Raw genomic sequence first — 22,676 nt, 5'->3', positions numbered from 1 at the left:
GAAGGTTTTTTTATTACCACAAGGGTTCTTCTTCGCTGCTTACTTCATAAGAAAGTGGCATCATAACAACCGCTGCTATGAAGAAAATAAGCTCCGCGACAACAATGGATGGAAAGGAAAAGTCAAATAGTGAGAGAATAAGCCAAATAATAAGGGGTGCAAATGAGTAGATTGATAATCGTTTTTGGGATTTTGCAGAGATATACTGTTGTTTGTCACAGTGTGGGCATTCTAAAACGTTTTTAAATGTTAACAGTTGTTTAAAGGTTGTCCTCCAGTTCCATTTATGATTACAATTTTGACAGGTGGCCATGGGCATCACGCTCCTAAAAAGATTTATGTACATATAAAGTATACGTACAAGTCGGTAAAGAGTTTTATTTTTATGATTAAAAACGTTTTTACTATTATAACATAAAACAAAATAAAAGGCTTTTTACAAGAAAAAGCCTTTTATCTCAACGTTTATTTAGATATAGCTTCATTCGTTTGAGAAGTTGTTTTTATTTTTATAACCATAATAACGAAAGCTAGCAATCCAAGAATCGCTGCTACGAGAAAAGGAGCTTGAGGCGCTACGGCATTGCCGATAACTCCTGATAATAAAGGAGCAAAAGCTGCACCTAACCATCTTAAGAAATTATATCCTCCAGATGTAATTCCTCGTTCGTAAGGAGATACTTCCATGACATGACTCGTAAACAATGCATTATTAAGTCCTGATACAAGACCTGCTGCCATGATTAAAACAATGCGCAACCATGTTGCATCAAAGGCAAATAAACAAATTAAAATAAGTGAAAAAACAATTAAGCTAACATGTAACACTTGTTTTGGTTGATATCTTTTTTCTAACTGATGTGCTAAAACCGCTGAGCCATATGCTAAACATAATCCCCATCCAAAGAAAACAAAGCCAATTTGAAGAGCTCCGATCGATAGAATAAGCGGCGTATAAGCTAACACTGTAAAAAATCCGTAGTAATAAAGCATGCCTGATACAGCGCCTTGAGTAAATGGTTTTAATTTATAAAGTTTAACCATGTCTTTAAAACCCGCTGCTTTACGAGGCTTAGTGCTTGTAGGCTGTTTAACAATCGTTAATACTAAAATAAAGGCGATAAAAATTAAAGCACTTGTACCGAAAAACGGCAATCTCCAAGAAGCATTTCCTAACACGCCTCCTACAAGCGGTCCTCCGGCCATTCCCAAACCAATTGCAGCTTCATATAACCCTACTGCTTTTTTCACTTCACCTGATAATGCAATAAGCAGCGTCATAGCTGTTGCAAAGAAAAACGAATTACCAAGTCCCCATCCTGCTCGGAAAATGGAAAGCTGAGGAATATTGTTAGAAAAACCACATAGCGCTGCAAAAATCGTCACAATGATAAGTCCTGTTACCATCAAACGCTTGTCTCCTATACGTGATGCTAAGATGCCTGCTGGAATCATCATAATAGCCATCATTAACAAATAGGAAGTAAATAACATTTCTACTTGCCAGTGGGAAGCTCCAATTTGCTTAGCAATCTCTGGTAAAATCGGATCTACTACCCCGATCCCCATAAACGCTAAAAAAGTAGCTACTACCGTAATAATTTGACCTAATCGGTTATTTGAATGCTGTCCTTCCACTCTTTCATCTCTCCTTTTGTTTTTGTTTTTTCATGTATTGCCATAGCAGATTCTCTCATTTCTTTTAATTCTGTTTTAAATGCCTGCATTTTTACGACTTTAAAATCAATCATCTTGATTTGATTTTCTAGCAAATCTTCTATTTGCGTTATCTCTTTCACTGACAATCCTTGCCGCTCACTTCTTTCTTCAATCATTCTTTTAAGCGACATAAACTGCTGCAGCTCCTGTAAAGAAAAACCGAGAACTTCTTTTGCTTCTGCTACTTTCCTTAGTTCTTTTACCTCTTCTTCGGAATAAATCCGTGCATTTCCTTTTGTGCGCTGCGGGGGTAAAATGAGTCCAATCTCTTCATAATAACGAAGAGCACGCTTGGTCAAACCTGTCATTTTCGTCACGTCATCGATTAGATACATGTTTTCCCCTTCACATCCCTTTAACATTAACGTTAACGTCAATTCTATATTATCATTATAGATTAACGTTAACGTTAATGTCAATAACACCAATACATTTTATGTAAATTTAAAAAATATGTGCATCAAAAAACCTATTGATAAATCAATAGGTTACATCAATATGTCATATAGCTGCTGTGCTGTTTCTCCTGTTACTTTACCGTACACTCCTCGTCTTTTAGAAGTAAGTTCCGCACTCTCAGAGGTGAATCGTACATTGTATACGACTCCTTCATAAGTAAGCTGTACATCTGGGTCAAGAGCGACGCTGTAATCAGCTTTTTTCCATTGAATTTGTTTCATAATTGATTCTACAGCTAAAGCATCTTCTGAACTTAACGTTTTATCTCCTGCTTTTATAGGCTTGCCCTCCCTTTTTTTATTAAATTTTAGTTCAGAATGAGAAGATGAAAATTCAAGTTGGTTTTTATCATGCGCTATGAAATCTTGGGGTAGTTCTACATAGCGGACAACTTCTCCTTCATCTACAAACACAAGCATTTGATTAGCAGCAGATATTTTTTTCATTACCTCTTCACTGATCGGTGCGTTTACAAGTTTTTCTACGTCGGCTTTCTTGCTTTTGTTTGTGAATAAATATCCTTTTTCCCATTTAAAATCACTTAACTTCGATACATCCACTGAGTTTACACCTTTTTTCGCAAACGATTGCTGAATATTCTGCCCCATTTCTTTGTCATTGGTGACTTGAGCATTAGAACTGCACCCTACTAAACAACAAAAAATAATGCCTATTGCTATAATAGCCTTCACTTTTGCCTTCCTCCTCTCTACCATTCTTTTAGACAATTCCAACTTTGTACCATTTTAACATATAATCCCTATTTTTTCGTGAAAAGAAGAAAAGAATACGCTTACATAATTTCACGCATATAAATTTAATTTATTTATAAGTTTTTTCTGAATGTTTTAAGAAAATTTTAATATTTTATTTAGTTCGTTTTTAAACTTTATCTTTAGACTAAAAAATAAGTTAAAAATAAATAACGCAGGAGGAAAACAATGACTTGTCTATCTGAAGTTTTAAAGTTTAATGAAAAATTTGTAACAAATAATCAATTTGAGGCTTTTCAAACATCCAAATTTCCTAACAAAAAAATAGTCATCTTAACTTGTATGGATACACGTTTGTTAGAATTACTTCCTAAAGCTATGGGGCTAAAAAATGGAGATGCAAAAATAGTTAAAAATGCCGGAGCTGTTATCTCCCATCCCTTTGGCAGCGTCATGAGAAGTATATTAGTTGCCGTCTACGCATTGCAAGCTGATGAAGTATGTGTCATCGGTCATCATGAATGTGGAATGACGGGCATGAAAGCTGAAGCTATTTTAGCCTCTGCTGAACAAAGAGGGATTAGCACGGAACAAATTCGTAATCTAAAATATGCTGGTATTGATTTAGAATCATGGCTGACTGGATTTGAATGTGTAGAAGATAGTGTCGAAAACAGTGTGGATATGATTCGAAATCATCCTTTATTACCAAAAGACGTGCTTGTTTCTGGAATGGTCATTCATCCTTCAACAGGAAAACTTGACGTCGTTGTAAACGGCTATTCCCAAGACCGAGCTGAAACCGTAAGCTCATGAAGGAGGATTTTATCGAATGCTAAAAGATAACCGATTTCAAGGCTATTCAGCAGGACATTTACAAAAAGACATTATCGCCGGTTTGGTTGTTGGGGTCGTTGCTATTCCTTTAGCAATGGCCTTTGCCATCGCTTCTGGTGTAAGACCTGAATACGGGATTTATACAACCATTATCGCAGGGATTATGGTTTCAATATTAGGCGGATCGAAATTTCAAATTGCAGGCCCAACAGGTGCATTTGTTCCGGTGCTGCTTGGAGTTGTCATGCAATATGGTTATGAGAACCTCATTATTGCCGGCTTTATGGCTGGAATTATGATTACGCTTCTCGGAATATTTAAGCTAGGCAAATTTATAAAGTTTATTCCGCGCCCTGTGACGATTGGATTTACAGCAGGAATTGCGATTATTATTTTCTCAGGTCAGATCGCTAACTTTTTAGGACTAAAGGGAATTGCAAAACATGAGGAATTTCATTTAAATATGATTGAAATCCTACGAAAAATTGCAACGATTAACATTTACAGCGTCATCATAGCCGCTATTTGTTTAGCTATCGTGATTATAACGCCAAAGTTTTTACCTAAAATTCCCGGTGCCCTTCTAGGTCTTCTTGTCTCCACACTTGTAGCCATTACACTGTTCCCAGGAAAAGTTGCAACGATTGGCTCTACTTACGGTGCCATTCCGAGTAAACTACCATCTTTTAGCTTCCCAGATTTAACATGGGATAACATCGTGATGCTATTTCCGGCTGCCTGCGTAATTGCGATGCTTGGAGGTATTGAATCTTTACTATCAGCTGTTGTTGCTGATAATATGGCCAAAACCAAGCATAATAGCAATAAAGAGCTTGTGGGCCAAGGAATTGCTAATATCGCTACCTCGCTATTTGGCGGAATTCCAGCAACTGGTGCCATTGCCAGAACAGCGACCAATATCAAAAACGGCGCAGCTTCTCCGTTATCAGGAGTTATACACGGCTTAGTTGTTTTAGTGGTCCTTGTGATGCTGGCTCCTTATGCATCAAACATTCCGCTGGCAAGTATGGCACCTATTTTAATGTTTGTGGCTTGGAATATGAGTGAGCGTAAAGAATTTGCGCATATTTTAAAAACCAAGTCAGCTGATTCATTTGTACTTGTAGCTACGTTTTTATTAACAGTTTCAATCGATTTAACAACAGGTGTAGGCGTGGGTCTACTTTTAGCTATTGTTATGTTCGTGAAACGAATGAGCGGATCACTGAAGATATCAAAGGTTTTAGCGGAAACGTCTGAAAACGCTCACAAATCTGAGTTGATGGAATATACCATGCAAGGATCTCTTTTCTTTGGATCAGCTGAAGTATTAGAAGATTCCTTTGATAACATCGCTGAAGCGAAACCGAAAGTTTTATTGCTTCGAATGAGCCAAGTCTCCTTTATTGATACCTCTGGAGAAGCTTTACTATCGAAGGTGGTCGAACGTCTGAAAGATTCGCATAGCCAAGTCGTTATTTCTGGCTTACAGCACCAGCCGAAAGAAATGTTAAAGTCAACCGGTCTATATGATAAAATCGGTGAAAAAAATATATTTTCTTCCGAACCTCCCGTGAGTAAGATTAAAGCTCGTCATAGAATCGTTACTACGTAATAAAAAAGAGATCCGAACGATTAATCGTTCGGATCTCTTTTTTTAAATATTAAACCGGTACCCTGCTCCCCAAACCGTTTCTAGGTACTGAGGATCCGCTGGGTTTTCTTCTAACTTTTCTCTTAGTTTTCGAATGTGAACTGTTACGGTTGAAATATCTCCTGAGGAATCAAATCCCCAAATTTTTTCAAATAGATGTTCTTTACTTAATACTTGATTTGGATGAGAAACGATAAACTTCAGCAAATCGAATTCCTTCGCTGTAAAAAACACTTCTTTGTCATTTACAAATACTCTTCTAGCGAGCGTGTCAATCGCTAAGCCATGAATGCGAATCATACGCTTTTCCTGCTTATCAGAGAGTCTTTCATATCTCGCTAAATGCGCTTTGACTCTTGCGACCAGCTCTCCAGGGCTGAATGGCTTGGTAATATAGTCATCTGCACCTAGCCCGAGCCCTCTAATTTTATCAATTTCTTCTTTTTTAGCTGAAACTAAAATGATTGGAATATCTTTTGCAGCTCGAATTTGCTTGCACACTTCAAATCCACTCACTTTAGGGAGCATAATATCCAAAATAACCAGGTCAAAATGTTCATTTAACGCTTTTTCTAATCCCTTATCCCCACTATATTGAACGTCTATTTCAAAATCGTTAATTTCTAAATAATCTCTTTGCAATTCAGCAATACTTACTTCATCTTCAATTAATAATATCTTCTTCATGTGTATCACCATTTTCATTCATTTTTTGCAAAGAAAAGAAAATACTTGTTCCTTCGCCAAGCTTACTTAGTGCCCAGATGTCTCCCCCGTGGCGTTCAACAATTTGTTTTGCAATGGCCAGTCCAAGTCCACTTCCTCCAGTATTGCTATTGCGGGACTGTTCTGCTCGATAAAACCGGTCAAAAATATGCGCTAATGCTTCCGGTGAAATCCCAGAGCCGTTGTCTTTCACTTCAATAATGAGTTCACTTTCGGTAGCAGAAAGAACGATATCGATTCTTCTTCTTTCTTTATCCATAAATTTAATGCTGTTGGTTGTTAAATTTATTAAAACTCTTCGCAGCTGCTCAGCATCTGCCTTTGCATACAGTGTCGTTAGAGAATCATTAGAAAATAAAACATCAATATCATGTTCGCTCATTTCAAACTGAAGTTCTTGCACATAACTTTCCATAAAGGCAGAAATATTAAGTTTTTTAAACACAAATGGAATTTCGTGCAAATCCAATTTAGAAAATAAAAACAGCTCATCGATTAACGCATTCATGTCTTTTGCTTTTGTTGAAATCGTTAACAAATATTTAGAAAGCTTATCTGGCGTATTAGCTACTCCATCTTGAATTCCTTCTACATATCCTACAATGGAAGTAATAGGAGTTCGTAAATCGTGTGAAATACTTGAAAGCAGCTGCTTTCGATTATCTTCATATTGAATTTGCAGTTCAACAGAAGATTTTAGTTTTTGCCTCATTTCTTCAAAAGCTTGCGTTAATTCGCCTATTTCATCCTTTGAATTAGCAGAGATCTCAAAGTGAAGATCACCTTGTTTTATTTTTTCAGCCGCTTCTTTTAATTCACGAATGGGTTTAATAATGCTTCTTGAAACAAGATAGTTTAAAAATCCAATAATAACAATGACTAAAATTAATAGTAGAAAGATTAAAAAAGGGAAAATTCGATTAATAATACCTACATAAGGGCTGATTTTTCGCAAAACGTAAATGCTTCCTTTTTCTTGATTCGAGAAAGGAAAATCAAGGTTGATATATGTAAAGTACTGCTTACCTATGCGCAGCATGTCCTGCTGATACGAATGATTTCCTTTACTTTTTTGATGCTTTGGCAAGTATTTACGAAGGTTTTCTCCTTTAATGGATTCTGAAGCATATACAATCTCTGTGTTTTTTTGAATCACAATATCAATATTTTCAAATTCATATTTTTTAACCGTCTTCGGCCGCAGCAGCTGTTCTGGTTTTTTTTCACTCAATAACTTTAAATCTAAGAATGCATTTTCTTCTTCTGGTGTTAACAATTTATACTCATAGGAGTGGCTGTACAGTTTTCTTACAAAATCGGCATCTCCAGTAATAGAGAAGAAAATGAGAAAGCCCGATAAAAAAAGCAAAATAATAAAGACAAACACAATACTGATATACGTTAAAACAAAACGCAGCTGAATTGACATTTCTTACCCTATGCCCCTTTGGCTTTAACAAAACTATTTGATAGACTAGTAAAGGTGAATAACAAATAGATCGTTAGACATTATACATGTAGCAAAAATTAAAACAAGAAAACAAATGTATATTCTCACTTTACCGTGATAGAGTGAGAATGAACACCACCTTTTTTACCATTTTATGAATTACTGGAAAATTATGATCTATTTTTCATAATATTCTTAGGCTGAAAGGTATACTATATGCCTTAATATTTTAAAAAAGGAGACTTTTTAATGAAAATTATTAAAGCTACTTCCTCTCACATCCCTTCTGTTGCCCGTCTGTACGTAGACAGCTGGCGCATTACATACAAAGAGTTAGTACCTGATGCTTATTTAAACAACTTGTCTTATAAACAAAGTGCAGAAAAATGGTCCCTTTTTCTTACCGATCCTTCTCATTTTATTTTGCTCGCTATCGATGAACGAGGAGAGATTGTCGGCTTTTCAGCGGGTAAGCCTCATTTGTCCAGCGCTGAAATATACGCGCTATACGTTTGCAAGGAAGTGCAAAGCCAAGGAATTGGTCATCTTCTATTTTCTCATTCAGTAAAAGAATTTGCTGATCAGCAATATACGTCTATGATTATTTGGGCTATGAAGAAAAATAAGAAAGCGACTCAGTTTTATAAAAGATTAGGCGGCAAAAAAATCTTGAATCGCACAAGTCAGTTTGGAGAAACTAAAGTTGAAGACGAAGCATACGGTTGGGAACGTCTTCCTTCTAATAAATAAACGAGCACACTAGTGTGCTCGTTTATTTATTAGAAGATAATATTATTGAGCTGTTGTCTTTTTATCGGTTGAATGAGCTTTATTACAAAGCCCATTCCAGTGCCAAAAACAATTCCCTTGACTCACTATAAAACAATCCAGCCATTTTTGAAAATTCATATGTAATACATGTGCATCTTGAAACGATGCGTTCCGCTTTTTTACTATTATATATGCAGAGTGCGCTGATTTTTTAGAGTCAATGATAACCTCTTCTTCTCCAACAGACCCAATTGTCATATAGAGACTCTGACTTTTATAAGCTCTTTCTCTTACATCTTCTAAGCTATAAAGATTCCCTGTTGTTTTTTTGTCAGCATCAATGAACAAATTACATCCATTTGTTAGCTGCAAAAACTGCTTGTAGTCTTCAGGAAGTGATACATGCATTTCTTCTTCAAAAACATTCAGTTGATTCTTGCTTACTCCATCAAAAAAAGTACAAGTGGTTCTGTATACTTCTCCTTCATTTTTACACACTTCTATAACATTATTGTTTTCCCAAAGCCGCTTTCGAAGTGAATTTATTATTTTTTCAATCATACTCTTCCTCCAAGCGTTGGATTTAAAACGGTTACATTACATTAATTAAACAATAATGTGCTAATTCCTTCTTTCCTACTAAATTATACGACAAACTTTAGAAATTCATGTTCAAATAACATAGAAAAAAGCAGCGAATATCGCTGCTTTACAGGTTATACAGGTGCTTTTTCTTCCTGTTCAGGATGGTGATCGTAATCAATAAGCGCTTTTGGAAGGCCCGTATATTTAGCCCAATAATAAATCCCAAGTGATACCACCGCTATGATAATTAAGTCTACAGGCGTATCGATCAAACCCTTCCCTCCTCCGAACGAACCAATATAAGAAATAAAGAGCATGATGATATAATAAGCAACTAACCACCAAGTTGATTTAATCTGCTGACGAAGACTTACTTCGTTTTTAGGCACATATTTAGCAAAAATCAAATATATAACAAACATAACTAGTTGAGAAGTTAACAGCCATGAAATGGTCTTCCATCCTGACCAGTAGACAATAAAGGAAGCAAAAATAAAGGATAATGGACCAATTATACTCATTCCTCTTAATTTAAAAGGCTTTTCCAAATCTTTTGCGTTCACCATAAAGGCCGCTGATGAAATTGGTGCAATCGCGTAAGAAAGAATAAGCGCAACAGAGCATACGTTTACGAGTGCATTCCATGAAGGAAATGGCAGTGTCCAAAAAATCGAAAGTCCTAATGAAAGCCATAGAGATGATCGAGGAATTCCTGTTTTTTTATCCACATGAGCAAACGTTTTAAATAGCGTACCGTTACGAGACCAAGCGTAGATAAGTCTAGATGTTGTATTCATAAAAATATTACCGTTACCACCCGGTGATAAAATAGCGTCTAAAATAACAAGTGTTGCTAGCCAGCCAAGACCAAGAACAACAGCGATGTCTTTAAATGGCAGTGAGAATTTATCTTGAATGCCGGACCAACCGCCTTTAATCATGTCAGATGGAATAGCTCCGATAAACAATATTTGTAGGGCAGTATAAATGAGAGCTGCTAGAATGATACAAATTACAAGCGCGATTGGAATATTGCGCTGAGGATTTTTCACCTCTCCAGCTACCGATACAATTGGATGAAGGCCTAAGTAGGCAAACATAACCCCGCCTGTGGCAATGGCGGCCTGGATACCATCAAACCCCCCGGGAGCAAACTCTCCCATCGTAAAGTTTCCTGACTTAAAATAAAATGCCAGCGTTACGATTACTGTAAGCGGTACAAAATATTTAAAAATAGAGATAATAATATTCGATTTCGCAAATGCTTTTACACTCCAGTAATTGAGTAAAAAGAATAAGCAAAGCAACACAAATTGTAGAATCCATCCGGATATCGTCGGTGAATCAGATCCAGATTTTGTTAAACCCGGAAACCAATAGGCCACATACTGTCTCACTGCTGTTACTTCAATAGCGATTAAGCTAGTGTACGCTACAATAGTAATAAATGAAATCATATATCCTACAAGATGACCGTGTGAATAAACAGGATATCGAATAATTCCCCCTGTACGAGGCAAGGCAGCCCCTAGCTCAGCGTATACAAGGCCTATTAATAAAATAATAACTCCACCAATAACCCAAGAAAAACTTCCTGCAGGACCTGCTTGCGTAGCGACATTACTAACGGCAAACAGCCAAGCAGATCCAAAAATAGCCCCCAATCCAATTAATGTTAAATCTAATAGGGATATCGTCTTTTTAAACGGACCTTTATTCTCCATAAGCTTCCTCCTTTGGATGAATCATCACTTTTGTTGGTTTTTTTGACAACATTCATATATATTCGATAATATGTGTCAAAATTTTTATTACTATACCCATTCAAAATTACTTTGAACCCCTTTTCTTTACTTCTATAGATTAATTAACAGAAAATTTTTAAAATTAATTCTTATGTTAAAGACACACTAAAATTTTTTCTTCTCTTCTTTAATAGGTAAAATACTCAATAAATGAAAGGAGTTAGATAAATGACTTTACCAGAGAATTTGCCTGTTGATTTTACAGCTTACAATCACTTAACATTCCTTCCGCTCGGACGCAAGAATAAATCGATTCGATCCGTAGGAAGTAAACATGCTAAAGGGTTGCTTGGACGTTTAAATGACTACTTTGAGCGAGCAATGAATGAGTTATCTCAAGAAGATATAGTCCTTTTTCAAACGTTCTTATATGGAAGTCATAGGGGCGGTTTTCCCGTCGCAATTGATAAAAATGAAGACGTTTATCCTCACTTTTGGAAACCAACTTCATTTCTATGGAAAGAATATAATAAGAATCGCGGCATTCCTATTCATCATGATGAGTTTTATTCTCAAAATTTTACGGTTTTGACTAAAAATGAGTTGGAAAATTACCTCGAAAGCATTATGAAAGATTACATGTTTTGCGCTAGGATACATGATTCTTCAAAAGAAGAATGGATTCAACATATTAATAAGTGTTTTTTCAAACATCCGCTCATTTCCCTTTATCATCGAAATGCAAATGTGATTGAAGCAATTGAACAATCAAAAAAATCACCTTTGCTTTTTATTATGAAAAACCCTGAGCAAATTGCTTTTTGGCGCAATCGGATTGAAATCATTATGAGACCTTTTCGCTCTCTTTCTTCCACCGCCTTTGAGAGAGGATTTTCAGATACGGAAGATACGGTATTAACTGTTCATGGAGAAAACGAGATCATTCGCTTAACTTCAGAAAACAGGGGTCTCGCCGTAACATATGATGTCACAAATGATGCTATTTCACTCGATGATGAGTATAATGTAGTGCTAGCAGCCAAACGCTTAGCCACAACTCAGCGGCAGTTCGAAGAGATTATAGATGAAAATGAAGAAGTGATTCAAAAACTGCTTGTCTTTTTTAAATGGAAAAGTCTTTTAAAGCATCATGAAGTGCACATCAAAAAAATCCAAGATAAATTGTGCAGCCTAACCACTTATCAACTTAATCAAGAACAGGTTTTACAGGAAAACGATCCCTTTCTTTCCTTCATTCAAAACGTATTACAAGTAAAAACACCGAATGCCAATCTCAAAGTTGGTTCCATTCAATGGTTTTCGCAATGGGATTTTCCAGATGTCACCCTGCTGCAGGAAACAAACAAATTCACATGTTATATGGACCCAAACGAAAGAGAAACGAAGCTGACAGAAATAAGCGCTAAGATAGAAAATGAACTTCATAAGCAGCGTCAGGACCTGCTTTCGACTCCGCTAAAAATCGGTCAAACAACTTTTGATTCAAACCAAATGTTACAGTTATTAACACTTATAGATGCCTTAAAAAACACGGAAACTCAGCAGAGTTACGTACAAATTTTAGAAGGCGTTTCTACTAACAGCATTCGTCAAAAAGAGCTCGATAAAATACCCGCATTTGGATTATTAAATTCCGTAAAGCGCAAGCGCATTGTTACGTATTTACAAGAATTACAAAACTGTCAGCTGCTTAAAAAAGAGAAAAAAGGATTCAGCCTCACTCCAAAAGGAGAAGCCATCCGACGTCTATTTGAAGAAGAATCACGGAGAATATGAGATTGTATCTCACGTGATTCTTCTTTTTTGATTTTGAAGACTACTTTCTCTATTAAATGCTTATCATAATTAGAAATCTCCATTCATATAATTATTACTAGATTAGCAAAGTCCTTCATACCTATTAGCCTGACGCTGACATAGAGAGGAGATTTCGCCATTGAAATCTAGTAATCGCGCCAATTTTGTAGTGTTAACATATAAGATGGTTCTTGTTATTTTATCCGTTGTTTTAATGACATCATCTATCATTGTTCTAGTAAGTTACTCAGCATTTAAAGAACAGTTCAATTCTTCTATTGTCTATCAAACGTTATCAAAGCATAAAGCAGAAAGTCTTTATTATTTAATGAGCCAAGAAAACCATCATTTTTCAACGGCTTTTGATAAAAACTACTCGCCTCCAGGTCTTTCTTCTACACTGCTCGAGTTATCAACAAGTATTCGAGCAGAAGACGCGAGAAGCTTGTTTGGTTCCGAACTTCCTGGATTCAGTATTTACGACTCCAATATTATTATCGCCGGTGAAGGCACAAATTTCACAAACTTCCCTAGAGAATCTGCACCGCCGCTAGATGAAACGCTAAAAGAAAGAAATTCTACTACAAAAGTTCAGCAGCCTAAAGAAAACAATGGTACGAACGCTCCAAATAATAATACAACTGGCGGAAAAAAGGTATTTTATATTTATCATACGCACAGCTGGGAATCTTACTTGCCTCTGTTAGGACTTGAAGGTGATCCAGATGCTAATAAAGCAGTGGATAGCAAAACAAATATTAATATTGTTGCAAATATGCTAGGAAAAGATTTAGAGGCTCAGGGAATTGGGGCAGAAGTAGATCAAACCAATATTGGACAGAAATTAAAAGAAAAAGGTTGGAACACCAATCAATCGTACGCCATGTCTCGCACAGTAATTGAAACAGCGATGACTGAAAATAGAGATTTAACGTATTTTATCGATTTGCACCGAGATTCGCTTCGAAAAGATAATACAACCATTAAGATTAACAATAAATCATATGCAAAAGTTGTGTTTGTTTTAGGGAAAGCAAATCAAAACTTTGAACAAAATTTAAAAATGGCAAAAGCGCTTCATGAAGGTCTTGAAAAGAAATATCCCGGCTTAAGCCGCGGAGTTATTGGCAAAAACAAATCCAGCGGTAACGGTGTATATAATCAAGATGTTTCTAAAAATGCGATTTTAATTGAAGTGGGCGGAGTTGATAATAACTTTGATGAACTAACCAACACAACAAAAGCACTGTCTGATGTCATTAGCCAATTTTATTGGCAAGCTGAAAAAGTAGATGCTCCTGCTCAATAAAAAAAGCCCTCTTCATTGAGGGCTTTTTAAAATTCAATTCCTTTTACAGCAGGAATTCCTTCATCATAATAATGTTTATGAGGCTTCATTTCCGTCACAAGATCTGCTGCTTCCATCACTTCTTTTTTGGCAGAACGCCCAGTAATGACCAAATGCATATGCTCAGGGCGCTTTTGAATAAGGTCAATTACTTCGTGTAGCGGTAGCACATCATCAATAGGAAATTTCTCGATAGCTAGTGCATTATTTAACTCGTCTAAAATAACCACATCATATTCGTTCGAGAAGACTTTTTCCTTCGTGAGCGCCCAGGCTTTTTGCAAAGCTTCACGATGTTCAGGCGGTGTTTTTGTCCACGTAAAGCCGACTCCTGTTTGAATCATTTCAATTCCTATTCTGTCAAACATCAGCTTTTCTCCATATGTACGCTGAGGAGATTTAATAAATTGAATCATTAATACTTTTTGTCCGCGTCCCGTAGCGCGCAACGCAAGACCTAAAGCAGCGGTTGTTTTCCCTTTTCCGTCTCCGGTATAAATTAACGTAAGACCACGTTTGTCTTTCAATCTAAAAACCTCTTTTTCTTCGAATTTCAGTTTACAGCCATGTTGTTTTTTCTGTAAACGATGTTCTAGCAGGCTCTTTCATTTTTGTAAGAGACTCTTCATTTGGATAGCCTAAAAATACGTTTCCTACTACGACTTTACCTGAAGGCTTGCCGATAAACTCATGTAATCTCTCGTCTCGAACAAGACCAACACCTCTTGTTCTCCAAACGAATCCAAGTCCTAGTTCTTTAGCCGCTAGCCACATGGAATGAATCGCGCATGAAACCGCATATTTGTTGTCTTCAGTGGCTTCGTCGTCTCCTTCAACTGTATCAGCTGTTACGACAATATGTACAGGCGTATTTTTCACTGCTTTTAACGAACTTTCTACTAAATGAGGCTTTGTAGGAAAGCGCTCCTTTAAATACGCTTCAGCCAGTTCTTCATACTTCTTTTTTGCTTCTCCTTGAATCACATAAAAACTCCAAGGCTCTCTCATTCGATCATTTGGAGCCCATGTCGCTGCTTCAAGCAGCTGTTCGATTTTCTCTTGTTCCACTTCACGCGGTTCATGATCTCGTACCGCTCTTCGTTCTTTTAGCTGTGAAATAATCGTCATATTGTCTCCTCCTTTTAACGTTAAAGCAGAATATTTTCCGCTCTTTCTTCGAACCATTTTATTTTTTCTCTAATTGTCACAACTTCACCTACAAGCACGATGGCAGGATGAGCAATTTCTGCTTTTTTTGCTATTTCTTCGATTGTGGCAAGTGTTCCCGTTACGGTGCGCTGATACTTCGTCGTTCCCCATTGAACAAGCGCTACTGGCGTATGCTTATCTCGTCCATGGTGCATCAACTGCTTGCATATATGAGGTAAATTTCCAACGCCCATATAAAACGCAATTGTATCTATTCCTTGAGCAAGCGCTGACCAGTTTAAATAATCTTTTCCTTTTTCTTCTCTTCCATGCCCCGTTACAATGGCAAAAGAAGTGGCATAATCTCTGTGGGTAACAGGAATTCCTGCATACGCTGGAGCTGCAATTCCTGACGTGATACCAGGCACGACTTCGTAAGGAATTCCTTGAGTAGCAAGTACTTCAGCTTCCTCTGCTCCGCGGCCAAACACAAAAGGATCGCCTCCTTTTAAGCGCGTCACTACTTTTCCTTGAAGTGCTTTTTCAACAAGCAGTTCGTGAATACGATCTTGGATGACTCCGTGCTTGCCCGGTAATTTTCCGCAAAAAATAAGCTCCGCATCTTTTTTAGCATAGTTTAACAACTGTTCGTTGGCTAAGCGGTCATATAAAATGACATCCGCTTCTTGAATACACTCCATTCCATATACGGTTATTAGCTTCGGATCTCCTGGTCCGGCTCCTACTAAATATACTTTTCCAACTGTCACACGGCATCTCTTCTTTCTTTTTTTACCGCTTTACACTGTTCCACCCAGTTTTCTACCATCTTCGTAGAAGAGCCGAAATGAAAGTGCGTATAGCCGGCAATTAAATTATTGTTCATATAGCCTTCTTCTTTCATTCCTCGCATCCCTTTTGTATCATAGGCAGGCGAAAACTCTTTCTCTGAATGAAAGGTTGAATAATGAAATTCATGGCCTTTAGCTTGTATATCGCCTTTAAATAAAAAATTCCCTGGCTTTCCCGTCACTTCCCGGTATCCTAACGCAGCTAATTTTGTCTGCATTCTTACTTGTCCGGGAATAAGCCCCACCATTTCATGGCATGTATCATCTGTTGTGACAATAGCATCTGTTAAGAACATAAAGCCTCCGCACTCAGCAAGTGTAGGAATCCCTTTTTCGATGGCTGCTCGAACAGAATTTTTAACGTCAATTTGCTGAGCCAGCGTTTCAGCAAATTCTTCTGGAAATCCGCCTCCTATGTAAAGGCCGTCAGCATCTTGTGGGACCATTTCTCCTTTTAAAGGTGAAAACTCTACAAGCTCTGCTCCGTAAGCTTTTAACAATTCGAAATTTTCTTCATAATAAAAGTTAAAAGCGGCATCTCTCGCTACTGCAATTTTCACTTGAGGTACGGACGGCTTTGTAAAGATAGGCTCATTAATTTCTATTTTAGGAGCTAAAGCCAGTTCATATACTTTTTCAATATCAATTGTATCATGAACAAGCTTTCCTAACTGTTCAAAAAACGGTGTTAACTCTCCCCGTTCAATCGACGGGATGAGCCCAAGGTGACGTTCAGGAATCGTAAGATCATCGTTTCTTTTCAAGTAGCCTACTACAGGAATACGACATTCCTGCTCAATTGCTGCCTTAACAAGTTTATAATGTCCTTCACTTCCAACTCGGTTAGCAATTACACCGACGATGTTCGCTTCCGGTAAAAATTGCTGAAACCCTTTTACAATCGCCGCTGCACTTCTAGCCATGCTAGCACAGTTGACAACTAAAAGGACAGGGCTATTGGTGATTAAGCTGATTTCTGCTGTTGTTCCTTCGTTCGTTAACGGATTTTTCCCATCGAAAAATCCCATAACTCCTTCCATAATGGAAATATCAGCATCTTCACTAGTACGAGCGACAATTTCTCTAACCATATCATGCTCAAGCATCCAGCTGTCTATATTTCGAGACGTTCGTTCTGTAACAGCCGTATGATACGTTGGATCAATATAATCGGGTCCGCATTTAAACCCTTGAACTCTGTAACCAGCTTGTCTTAAGGCTGCCATCAGCCCGATTGTAAGTGTTGTTTTCCCTACGCCACTTCCAGTACCGGCAATGACGAGTCTTCTGTTTGACATGTTGTTCTCTCCTTTAGTCATATGGAATAAGCGCCACTGAAATGGTGACATTCCCTGACTTTTTCTTCACAAGTTCAAGCTTATCAGCACCGCTGTATAACATAGCAGCAGGTTCACTAACACCATATGCACCTGTATATTTAAAGACAGTATCTGAAGGCTGTTGGATACTTATGCTGTTTAGCTCTTGGGGCGAATAATAGACAAACTCCCAGCCGTACTTAGACGCCACTTCTAACAGCCCTTCTTCATCTTTCTTTAACTCTATTGTACATAATGCTTTTACACTTTTCATTGAAAACTGAAGTTCAGCAAGCGTTTTTTCAATAACGGTTTCAATTTCCGCTGCGCTTGTTCCTCTGTTGCACCCCATCCCAATCGCCAGTACTTTTGGACGGTAAAGAACACCGTTTTCTAAAATCATTTCTTCCTCTTCTTCTAAATTGCGATGCGTTACAACCAAGGCTGCATGTGGCGATGCTTCAAGAGCTGTCTGAATCGATGAATACGTTTTAATGTTAGCTGGAACAGGGTGCTCATAATGCCACCAGTTCTTTTCACCTGATTCTTGAACCACTGCTATTTCTTCTTCATTCACCACAGAAGCGCTGACAGGCGTTAGTTTTTCTGCTGACTCCCACACCCATCCAAAGCGCTTACCAAATAAATCAACCGGAATTGTTTTTTGCACATCGGATGCTGTTGTAATGACAGGATGAGCTTCAAGAGCTGCCGCAACTTCACGCGTAAGCTCATTTGCTCCTCCGATATGACCTGAAAGCACGCTGATGACATTTTCGCCTTTGTCATCAATCACAACAACCGCGGGATCCGTTTTCTTATCTTTTAAAATAGGTGCAATCATACGTACAACTGCTCCCAGTGAAATAATAATAATAAGTCCTTTATACGATTCAAAAAGAGAAGGCAAAAGCATCCGAACGCTTCCTGAAAACAGCTGAATGTTCTGCTCTTGTTCGTCTCCTTTTTCAAATTTGCTCATGTAATACACGTCGGACTGCTGAAAGATACGACCGAGATTTCTTGCAATTTCTACGCCGTGTTTTGTGATGGCTACAACGGCATAATCTCCGCGCTGTGTAATGAGAGCTTTTTTTCCTTCTTGGAGTTGAATCATTCCGACTTCACTCCTCTTCGAAAGCCGTGGGTAAATGTTTTGTCATAAAGTTTTGAGCGATAATCTTTGTCATGAATGTGGGGGTCAAGTGCCCAGCCTGCCAAAATCATCGCCTGCTTGCGAATGCCGTTTGTTCGCATAGCATCATCCAGGTTTTTTACCGTTGTGCGAACAATTTTTTCATCTGGCCACGTTGCTTTATAGACTACTACAACCGGCGTGTCCTCACTCCAACCCGCGCTTATAAATTCTTTCATTACTTTTTTTGTGAGCGTCGCGCTTAAAAATAAAGCAATGGTACATTTATGTTTTGCTAAATCAGTTAATTTTTCAAACTCAGGTACAGGCGTTCTTCCTTCGGCCCGAGTTAAAATAACTGTTTGAGTCAAATCCGGAATGGTTAATTCTGCTTCAGCCGCTGCAGCAGCAGCGAATACGGAGCTGACGCCGGGAACGATTTCAATATCAACGCCTTCTCTTTTTAAAAGCACCATTTGTTCCATAATGGCTCCGTACATAGCCGGATCACCCGTATGTACCCTTACAACCATTTTTCCTTCACGCATGCGCTCAAGCATCGTACCGACCATTTCTTCTAAATGCATACCCGCTGTTTTTAACACTTCAGCTCCTGGTTTAGACTTAGCAACTAGCTCTTGACTTACGAGTGAGTCCGCGTATAAGACAACGTCTGCCTGCTGAAGTAATTTTAAGCCTTTTACTGTAATTAAATCTGGATCTCCGGGTCCAGCTCCGATTATGTATAACTTCATTTTCGCACCACCATTAGCGTTAAGTATTGTAAATCGGCTCCTTCTAGTTCTGAAGCTTTCCAGATAATCTCTTCATCTGACGTTACTTTTGTCACAACTGACGCTTTTTCAAGCAGATCAAGTTCTTTTAAAAGACCGACCATAAAATCGATGACTTTGGCCACTTTAATAAAAATGACGCAGTCGTTTTCCACTAATACTTTTTTCATTGTTTCATAATCTTCACGAGCAGGAACAATGGCTACGTGTTCATCACCGTCTGCTAACGGAATACCTAAGCGAGATGCAGCTCCATTAATGGATGAAATACCAGGAATTACTTGAATCGGAGCTTCAGGGTGACATTCTTGCATTAAACGCATCATGTGAATAAACGTGCTGTAAAGCATAGGGTCGCCCTCTGTGACAAATGCTACATCTTTTCCTTGCTGGAGCTTTTCCCATACTCGTTCTACCGTTTCGGTCCATTTTTTTTCTAAAATAGCAGGATCTTTTGTCATTGGAAACACAAGGCCCAGCATATCTTTTTCATTTGCACTGAAATAGATATCAATAATTTTTTGGGCATAGCTTTTGCTTCCTTTTTGCTTTTTAGGATACGCAATAACGGGTGATTCTTTTAATTTACGAAATGCTTTTACTGTAATTAGTTCTGGATCTCCCGGTCCAACTCCAAGTCCGTACAATGTTCCAATCATATTCATTCTCCTTTTTTAGCTGTAATAATATAAATAGGGTTTAAAGCGTCAAATCGTGTTAAATGTAAAATGGGCTTGCTTCTTGAAATTTGTGCAAGGGTAACAGCAGTCTCAAATCCTCGCTCTTTAAAGGCTTTCATCGCTTCTGCCAAATTTTCAATCGTTACGGCATTTAATACGATGCGTCCTCCTGCATTTAACCGGCTGCAGCACACATCTAAAATGGTTTCCATGCCTCCTGCTGTACCTCCAATAAACACCGCGTCAGGATCAGCAAACTCACTTAACCCTTCCGGTGCTTTTCCGTGAACAGTATGGGCATCTACTCGAAATTTCGCTAGATTTTCCCTGCAGTTTTCCAAGTCTGCTTCATTTTTTTCCACGGCAAAAATTTGTCCTTCGCGCGCAATTTTAGCCGCTTCAATCGCGACTGAACCTGTACATGTTCCGATATCCCATACCACGCTGTCTTTCTTTAGCTGCAGGGCGCTAATACTAAGTGTACGAACTTCTTTTTTAGTAATAAGTCCTTTATCCGGCTTGCGTTGAATAAATTCACCATCTTCTATTCCAAGCGGCCAGACTGGACTTTTTTCTACCTGTTTTAATATCACAACATTAAGCGGAGAAAAGAGTTGATTTGCCGCTTCTTCCAGCGAAAGCAGCTGACAGCGCTCCGTTTCTCCTCCTAAATTCTCTGCTACAAACATCTTGTATTCCGTCATGCCGAATGATAATAAGTAGTTTGCCAGAGCACTAGGAGAATTTTGCTCATCGGTTAAAATCGCCACTGTTTTATAGCCGTCAATGCGCTGAGCCAGCCCTTTTATGCTCCTGCCGTGCACACTTGTAAAGTAAGCGTCTTGCCATCGCTCTTTTAGGCGCGAGAATGCAAGCTGAATAGAACTTAAATAAGGATATATTTCAACGTCTAGCTTCGTAGAAAGATAGCTTCCAATTCCGTAAAATAACGGATCGCCTGAGGCTAACACAACCACGTTTCCTTCTTCGTTTTTTAAACGTTCAACAAGAGAAGAAAGCCCTCCTTCAATCGCTACTTTTTCTCCTTTGACATCTTGAAAAAAATCAAGGTGACGCTTACCTCCAACTAGCACATCGCTTTCGTAAATCCACTTTTCATACATAGGGAGCAAACTTAACTTTCCGTCGTCACCAATTCCAATAATTTTAATTGCCATGTTGCACCGCCTGTCCTAAAAAATCTCCTTTTAATGTGTAAAGAGACGTATCGACATCGATTCCGTCCCCTACTTCCTTTAATGCTGATAAACAGCAGTACTCGCACAGTTTTTCAAAAAACTGATGATGACCGCTTTGCATCATTAAATCTCCCACTTGAGAAGCTGTGTTTGCACCTTTTATCTCCTCTACCAGTTCAGCAGAAGCTCCTGACTCAGAAGCTGCTTTTGCTAAAAAATTAAAATCAATAGGTGCACTTTTTGAATGAACCATCATAACGCCTTGCGCGACTTTTGAAAACTTTCCCATCATGCCTACGAGCGACACTTTTTTCATTCCTTGCTTTTTACATTGTTTTAACGTAAACCCAACAAAATCTCCCATTTCTATAAATGCTTCTTCCGGAAGTTCAGGGAACTGTTTCATTCCATACTTTTCACTTCGGCCCCCTGTCGTAATAACAACGTGCTCACAATTACTTGCTTTAGCAACGCTGATTGCCTGCACGATACTTGCTTTATAAGCAGCTGTTGAGAACGGAACAACAATCCCCCGCGTCCCCAGTATCGAAATGCCTCCTAAAATACCTAGACGCGCATTTAATGTCTTTTTCGCCATTTCTTCTCCTTCAGGAACCGAGATGACAATCTTAACGCCTTTTTGTATATTGTATTGGGCTAGAAGCTGTTCAGCCGTTTCTTTCAGCATCTTTCTTGGAACAGGGTTAATGGCTGCTTCACCGACAGGAACTGGGAGGCCGGGCTTTGTCACACGCCCTACTCCCACTCCTCCATCAATGATAACGTCTGCACCATTACACCACGAAACTTCAGAAATAATCAGCGCTCCGTGCGTGGCATCGGGATCGTCTCCAGCATCTTTAATGATACTGGCTACAGCGCTGCTTGTGCGATACTCGCATTCTTCAAGATGAAACGTAGCAAAGCGGCCGACAGGTAAGTAAATCGTTGACTCGTCTTGCACTTCCCCTGAAATTAGCGTAAGCAGAGCTGCTCTCGTAGCTGCCGTTGCACAAGCGCCTGTCGTATAGCCCTCTCTGAGTTTCTTAGGTTCTTTTGGTACTTCCTTCATGTGTTACACCTGATCTGCAAGAATTGAAATTGCATTTAGTGCAGCAACCGTTACCGTACTGCCGCCTTTTCGCCCGATGTTTGTAATAAACGGCACGTCAAGTTTTGCAAGTTCTTCTTTAGATTCAGCTGCTGAAACAAATCCTACCGGCAGACCAATAACAAGCCCAGGTTTTGCTTCTCCTTCTTTAATCAAACGAATTAACTCAAGTAAAGCTGTCGGTGCGTTTCCAATTGCAAAAATCCCGCCGTCTGCTTCTTTAATTGCTTTTCGCATAGAAATAATTGCACGCGTTGTATTTAAGCGCTTTGCTTCTTCCATTACGTCCGGATCTGAAATATAAACTTTGATTTCACCGCCATGTTTTTCAATTCGCTGCTTGTTTGTTCCTACTTGCACCATTTGTACATCTGCAACCACTTGCTTGCCGCTGCGAATAGCTTTAATTCCTGCTTGAATCGCATCCGGATGAAACAGCATGCTGCGTCCAAGCTCAAAGTCTGCAGACGCATGAATTACGCGCTGAACAATTGGGTACTGTTCGTCTGTAAACGGATGAGGCCCAAGCTCTTCTGTAATCATCTCAAAACTTTTTCCTTCTATTTGCTGAGGCTGAACAGTTAACGGTTTAAATTCTGTACGAAAATCCATC

General features: G+C 38.5%; 23 protein-coding genes. 5 read left to right on the top strand and 18 right to left on the bottom strand.

The features are described from left to right. Positions 1 to 13: 13 nt before the first annotated feature. The 4 genes from SB717_RS10295 to SB717_RS10280 all read right to left on the bottom strand — a co-directional run bounded on the left by SB717_RS10295 (position 14) and on the right by SB717_RS10280 (position 2,870). The gene (locus SB717_RS10295) at positions 14 to 313 is read right to left on the bottom strand and encodes a TIGR04104 family putative zinc finger protein (RefSeq protein ID WP_074680924.1); all 300 of its coding nucleotides are present in this window, start codon (positions 311 to 313) and stop codon (positions 14 to 16) included. Between the two features lie 152 nt (positions 314 to 465). After that, positions 466 to 1,638, bottom strand: a complete 1,173-nt coding sequence (locus SB717_RS10290) for an MFS transporter (RefSeq protein WP_098621994.1) — start codon at positions 1,636 to 1,638, stop codon at positions 466 to 468. After that, positions 1,608 to 2,054: a MerR family transcriptional regulator gene (locus SB717_RS10285; protein ID WP_074680920.1), complete on the bottom strand. Its 447-nt coding sequence runs from the start codon at positions 2,052 to 2,054 to the stop codon at positions 1,608 to 1,610. The genes SB717_RS10290 and SB717_RS10285 overlap by 31 nt, the downstream gene beginning before the upstream one ends. A gap of 153 nt (positions 2,055 to 2,207) precedes the next feature. Beyond that, complete coding sequence (locus SB717_RS10280) at positions 2,208 to 2,870, bottom strand: hypothetical protein (RefSeq protein ID WP_410903656.1); 663 nt, start codon at positions 2,868 to 2,870, stop codon at positions 2,208 to 2,210. Positions 2,871 to 3,119: 249 nt separating this feature from the next. On the opposite strand from SB717_RS10280, the gene SB717_RS10275 reads away from it, so the two are divergent. Continuing rightward, on the top strand, positions 3,120 to 3,707 hold the full coding sequence (locus SB717_RS10275) for a beta-class carbonic anhydrase (RefSeq protein WP_013057294.1): 588 nt from the start codon (positions 3,120 to 3,122) through the stop codon (positions 3,705 to 3,707). A gap of 16 nt (positions 3,708 to 3,723) precedes the next feature. Beyond that, a complete protein-coding gene (locus tag SB717_RS10270; protein WP_074680916.1) occupies positions 3,724 to 5,343 on the top strand; it encodes a SulP family inorganic anion transporter in 1,620 nt (539 codons plus the stop codon). Positions 5,344 to 5,385: 42 nt separating this feature from the next. Here SB717_RS10270 and SB717_RS10265 read toward each other — a convergent pair whose 3' ends face one another. After that, on the bottom strand, positions 5,386 to 6,069 hold the full coding sequence (locus tag SB717_RS10265) for a response regulator transcription factor (protein ID WP_013057296.1): 684 nt from the start codon (positions 6,067 to 6,069) through the stop codon (positions 5,386 to 5,388). Continuing rightward, positions 6,047 to 7,537, bottom strand: a complete 1,491-nt coding sequence (locus tag SB717_RS10260) for a sensor histidine kinase (protein WP_074680914.1) — start codon at positions 7,535 to 7,537, stop codon at positions 6,047 to 6,049. Before SB717_RS10260 ends, SB717_RS10265 begins: the two co-directional genes overlap by 23 nt. 270 nt (positions 7,538 to 7,807) lie before the next feature. On the opposite strand from SB717_RS10260, the gene SB717_RS10255 reads away from it, so the two are divergent. After that, positions 7,808 to 8,308 (top strand): GNAT family N-acetyltransferase, encoded by a 501-nt coding sequence (locus SB717_RS10255; protein ID WP_045291722.1) that lies wholly within the window; start codon positions 7,808 to 7,810, stop codon positions 8,306 to 8,308. A 42-nt stretch (positions 8,309 to 8,350) separates the two neighbouring features. Here the strand turns inward: SB717_RS10255 and SB717_RS10250 are convergent, their stop codons facing one another. Together SB717_RS10250 and SB717_RS10245 are read right to left on the bottom strand one after the other, a co-directional pair. Beyond that, positions 8,351 to 8,890: an SMI1/KNR4 family protein gene (locus tag SB717_RS10250; protein ID WP_074680912.1), complete on the bottom strand. Its 540-nt coding sequence runs from the start codon at positions 8,888 to 8,890 to the stop codon at positions 8,351 to 8,353. Between the two features lie 155 nt (positions 8,891 to 9,045). Then, positions 9,046 to 10,638, bottom strand: a complete 1,593-nt coding sequence (locus SB717_RS10245) for an APC family permease (protein ID WP_074680910.1) — start codon at positions 10,636 to 10,638, stop codon at positions 9,046 to 9,048. 249 nt (positions 10,639 to 10,887) lie between these two features. Between SB717_RS10245 and SB717_RS10240 the strand changes: the two genes are divergently transcribed. Both SB717_RS10240 and spoIIP read left to right on the top strand, forming a co-directional pair. Continuing rightward, positions 10,888 to 12,456, top strand: coding sequence for an RQC-minor-2 family DNA-binding protein (locus SB717_RS10240; RefSeq protein WP_410903655.1), 1,569 nt, complete (start codon positions 10,888 to 10,890; stop codon positions 12,454 to 12,456). A gap of 160 nt (positions 12,457 to 12,616) precedes the next feature. Next, positions 12,617 to 13,786 (top strand): stage II sporulation protein P, encoded by a 1,170-nt coding sequence (spoIIP, locus tag SB717_RS10235; protein ID WP_045291726.1) that lies wholly within the window; start codon positions 12,617 to 12,619, stop codon positions 13,784 to 13,786. A gap of 26 nt (positions 13,787 to 13,812) precedes the next feature. Here spoIIP and cobO read toward each other — a convergent pair whose 3' ends face one another. Genes cobO through SB717_RS10185 form a run of 10 tightly spaced genes read right to left on the bottom strand, consistent with a single transcriptional unit; the run spans position 13,813 to position 22,675 of the window. Next, entirely contained in the window at positions 13,813 to 14,352 is a 540-nt protein-coding gene (cobO, locus tag SB717_RS10230) for a cob(I)yrinic acid a,c-diamide adenosyltransferase (RefSeq protein WP_014459837.1), read from the bottom strand. Between the two features lie 31 nt (positions 14,353 to 14,383). Beyond that, a complete protein-coding gene (locus SB717_RS10225) occupies positions 14,384 to 14,953 on the bottom strand; it encodes a nitroreductase family protein (RefSeq protein ID WP_071274028.1) in 570 nt (189 codons plus the stop codon). A 20-nt stretch (positions 14,954 to 14,973) separates the two neighbouring features. Further along, positions 14,974 to 15,744: a uroporphyrinogen-III C-methyltransferase gene (cobA, locus tag SB717_RS10220; protein WP_074680904.1), complete on the bottom strand. Its 771-nt coding sequence runs from the start codon at positions 15,742 to 15,744 to the stop codon at positions 14,974 to 14,976. Further along, positions 15,741 to 17,123, bottom strand: coding sequence for a cobyrinic acid a,c-diamide synthase CobB (locus tag SB717_RS10215; protein WP_410903654.1), 1,383 nt, complete (start codon positions 17,121 to 17,123; stop codon positions 15,741 to 15,743). The genes cobA and SB717_RS10215 overlap by 4 nt, the downstream gene beginning before the upstream one ends. 13 nt (positions 17,124 to 17,136) lie before the next feature. Continuing rightward, positions 17,137 to 18,261, bottom strand: coding sequence for a cobalt-precorrin 5A hydrolase (locus tag SB717_RS10210; RefSeq protein WP_410903653.1), 1,125 nt, complete (start codon positions 18,259 to 18,261; stop codon positions 17,137 to 17,139). Beyond that, positions 18,258 to 19,034 (bottom strand): precorrin-4 C(11)-methyltransferase, encoded by a 777-nt coding sequence (cobM, locus tag SB717_RS10205; protein ID WP_074680898.1) that lies wholly within the window; start codon positions 19,032 to 19,034, stop codon positions 18,258 to 18,260. Before cobM ends, SB717_RS10210 begins: the two co-directional genes overlap by 4 nt. Continuing rightward, a complete protein-coding gene (cobI, locus tag SB717_RS10200; RefSeq protein WP_074680896.1) occupies positions 19,031 to 19,732 on the bottom strand; it encodes a precorrin-2 C(20)-methyltransferase in 702 nt (233 codons plus the stop codon). The genes cobM and cobI overlap by 4 nt, the downstream gene beginning before the upstream one ends. A gap of 2 nt (positions 19,733 to 19,734) precedes the next feature. Then, positions 19,735 to 20,931 (bottom strand): bifunctional cobalt-precorrin-7 (C(5))-methyltransferase/cobalt-precorrin-6B (C(15))-methyltransferase, encoded by a 1,197-nt coding sequence (locus SB717_RS10195; RefSeq protein ID WP_074680894.1) that lies wholly within the window; start codon positions 20,929 to 20,931, stop codon positions 19,735 to 19,737. Then, positions 20,921 to 22,024, bottom strand: coding sequence for a cobalt-precorrin-5B (C(1))-methyltransferase (locus SB717_RS10190; RefSeq protein ID WP_074680892.1), 1,104 nt, complete (start codon positions 22,022 to 22,024; stop codon positions 20,921 to 20,923). The genes SB717_RS10195 and SB717_RS10190 overlap by 11 nt, the downstream gene beginning before the upstream one ends. Positions 22,025 to 22,027: 3 nt before the next feature. Then, positions 22,028 to 22,675, bottom strand: coding sequence for a precorrin-8X methylmutase (locus SB717_RS10185; RefSeq protein ID WP_013083415.1), 648 nt, complete (start codon positions 22,673 to 22,675; stop codon positions 22,028 to 22,030). Position 22,676 lies beyond the last annotated feature (1 nt).

Source organism: Priestia sp. SIMBA_032 (assembly GCF_046535215.1).
GTDB classification, from domain to species: domain Bacteria; phylum Bacillota; class Bacilli; order Bacillales; family Bacillaceae_H; genus Priestia; species Priestia aryabhattai.
Note: the sequence above shows the minus strand (reverse complement) of the source record. Positions and strands in the feature narration are given on the sequence as shown.

Coding starts and splice junctions, on each gene's coding strand:
- SB717_RS10295 (WP_074680924.1), bottom strand. CDS start 313: ATGGCCACCTGTCAAAATTGTAATCATAAATGGAACTGGAGGACAACC.
- SB717_RS10285 (WP_074680920.1), bottom strand. CDS start 2,054: ATGTATCTAATCGATGACGTGACGAAAATGACAGGTTTGACCAAGCGT.
- SB717_RS10275 (WP_013057294.1), top strand. CDS start 3,120: ATGACTTGTCTATCTGAAGTTTTAAAGTTTAATGAAAAATTTGTAACA.
- SB717_RS10270 (WP_074680916.1), top strand. CDS start 3,724: ATGCTAAAAGATAACCGATTTCAAGGCTATTCAGCAGGACATTTACAA.
- SB717_RS10265 (WP_013057296.1), bottom strand. CDS start 6,069: ATGAAGAAGATATTATTAATTGAAGATGAAGTAAGTATTGCTGAATTG.
- SB717_RS10260 (WP_074680914.1), bottom strand. CDS start 7,537: ATGTCAATTCAGCTGCGTTTTGTTTTAACGTATATCAGTATTGTGTTT.
- SB717_RS10255 (WP_045291722.1), top strand. CDS start 7,808: ATGAAAATTATTAAAGCTACTTCCTCTCACATCCCTTCTGTTGCCCGT.
- SB717_RS10250 (WP_074680912.1), bottom strand. CDS start 8,890: ATGATTGAAAAAATAATAAATTCACTTCGAAAGCGGCTTTGGGAAAAC.
- SB717_RS10245 (WP_074680910.1), bottom strand. CDS start 10,638: ATGGAGAATAAAGGTCCGTTTAAAAAGACGATATCCCTATTAGATTTA.
- SB717_RS10240 (WP_410903655.1), top strand. CDS start 10,888: ATGACTTTACCAGAGAATTTGCCTGTTGATTTTACAGCTTACAATCAC.
- SB717_RS10225 (WP_071274028.1), bottom strand. CDS start 14,953: ATGACGATTATTTCACAGCTAAAAGAACGAAGAGCGGTACGAGATCAT.
- SB717_RS10215 (WP_410903654.1), bottom strand. CDS start 17,123: ATGTCAAACAGAAGACTCGTCATTGCCGGTACTGGAAGTGGCGTAGGG.
- SB717_RS10210 (WP_410903653.1), bottom strand. CDS start 18,261: ATGATTCAACTCCAAGAAGGAAAAAAAGCTCTCATTACACAGCGCGGA.
- cobM (WP_074680898.1), bottom strand. CDS start 19,034: ATGAAGTTATACATAATCGGAGCTGGACCCGGAGATCCAGATTTAATT.
- cobI (WP_074680896.1), bottom strand. CDS start 19,732: ATGATTGGAACATTGTACGGACTTGGAGTTGGACCGGGAGATCCAGAA.
- SB717_RS10195 (WP_074680894.1), bottom strand. CDS start 20,931: ATGGCAATTAAAATTATTGGAATTGGTGACGACGGAAAGTTAAGTTTG.
- SB717_RS10190 (WP_074680892.1), bottom strand. CDS start 22,024: ATGAAGGAAGTACCAAAAGAACCTAAGAAACTCAGAGAGGGCTATACG.
- SB717_RS10185 (WP_013083415.1), bottom strand. CDS start 22,675: ATGGATTTTCGTACAGAATTTAAACCGTTAACTGTTCAGCCTCAGCAA.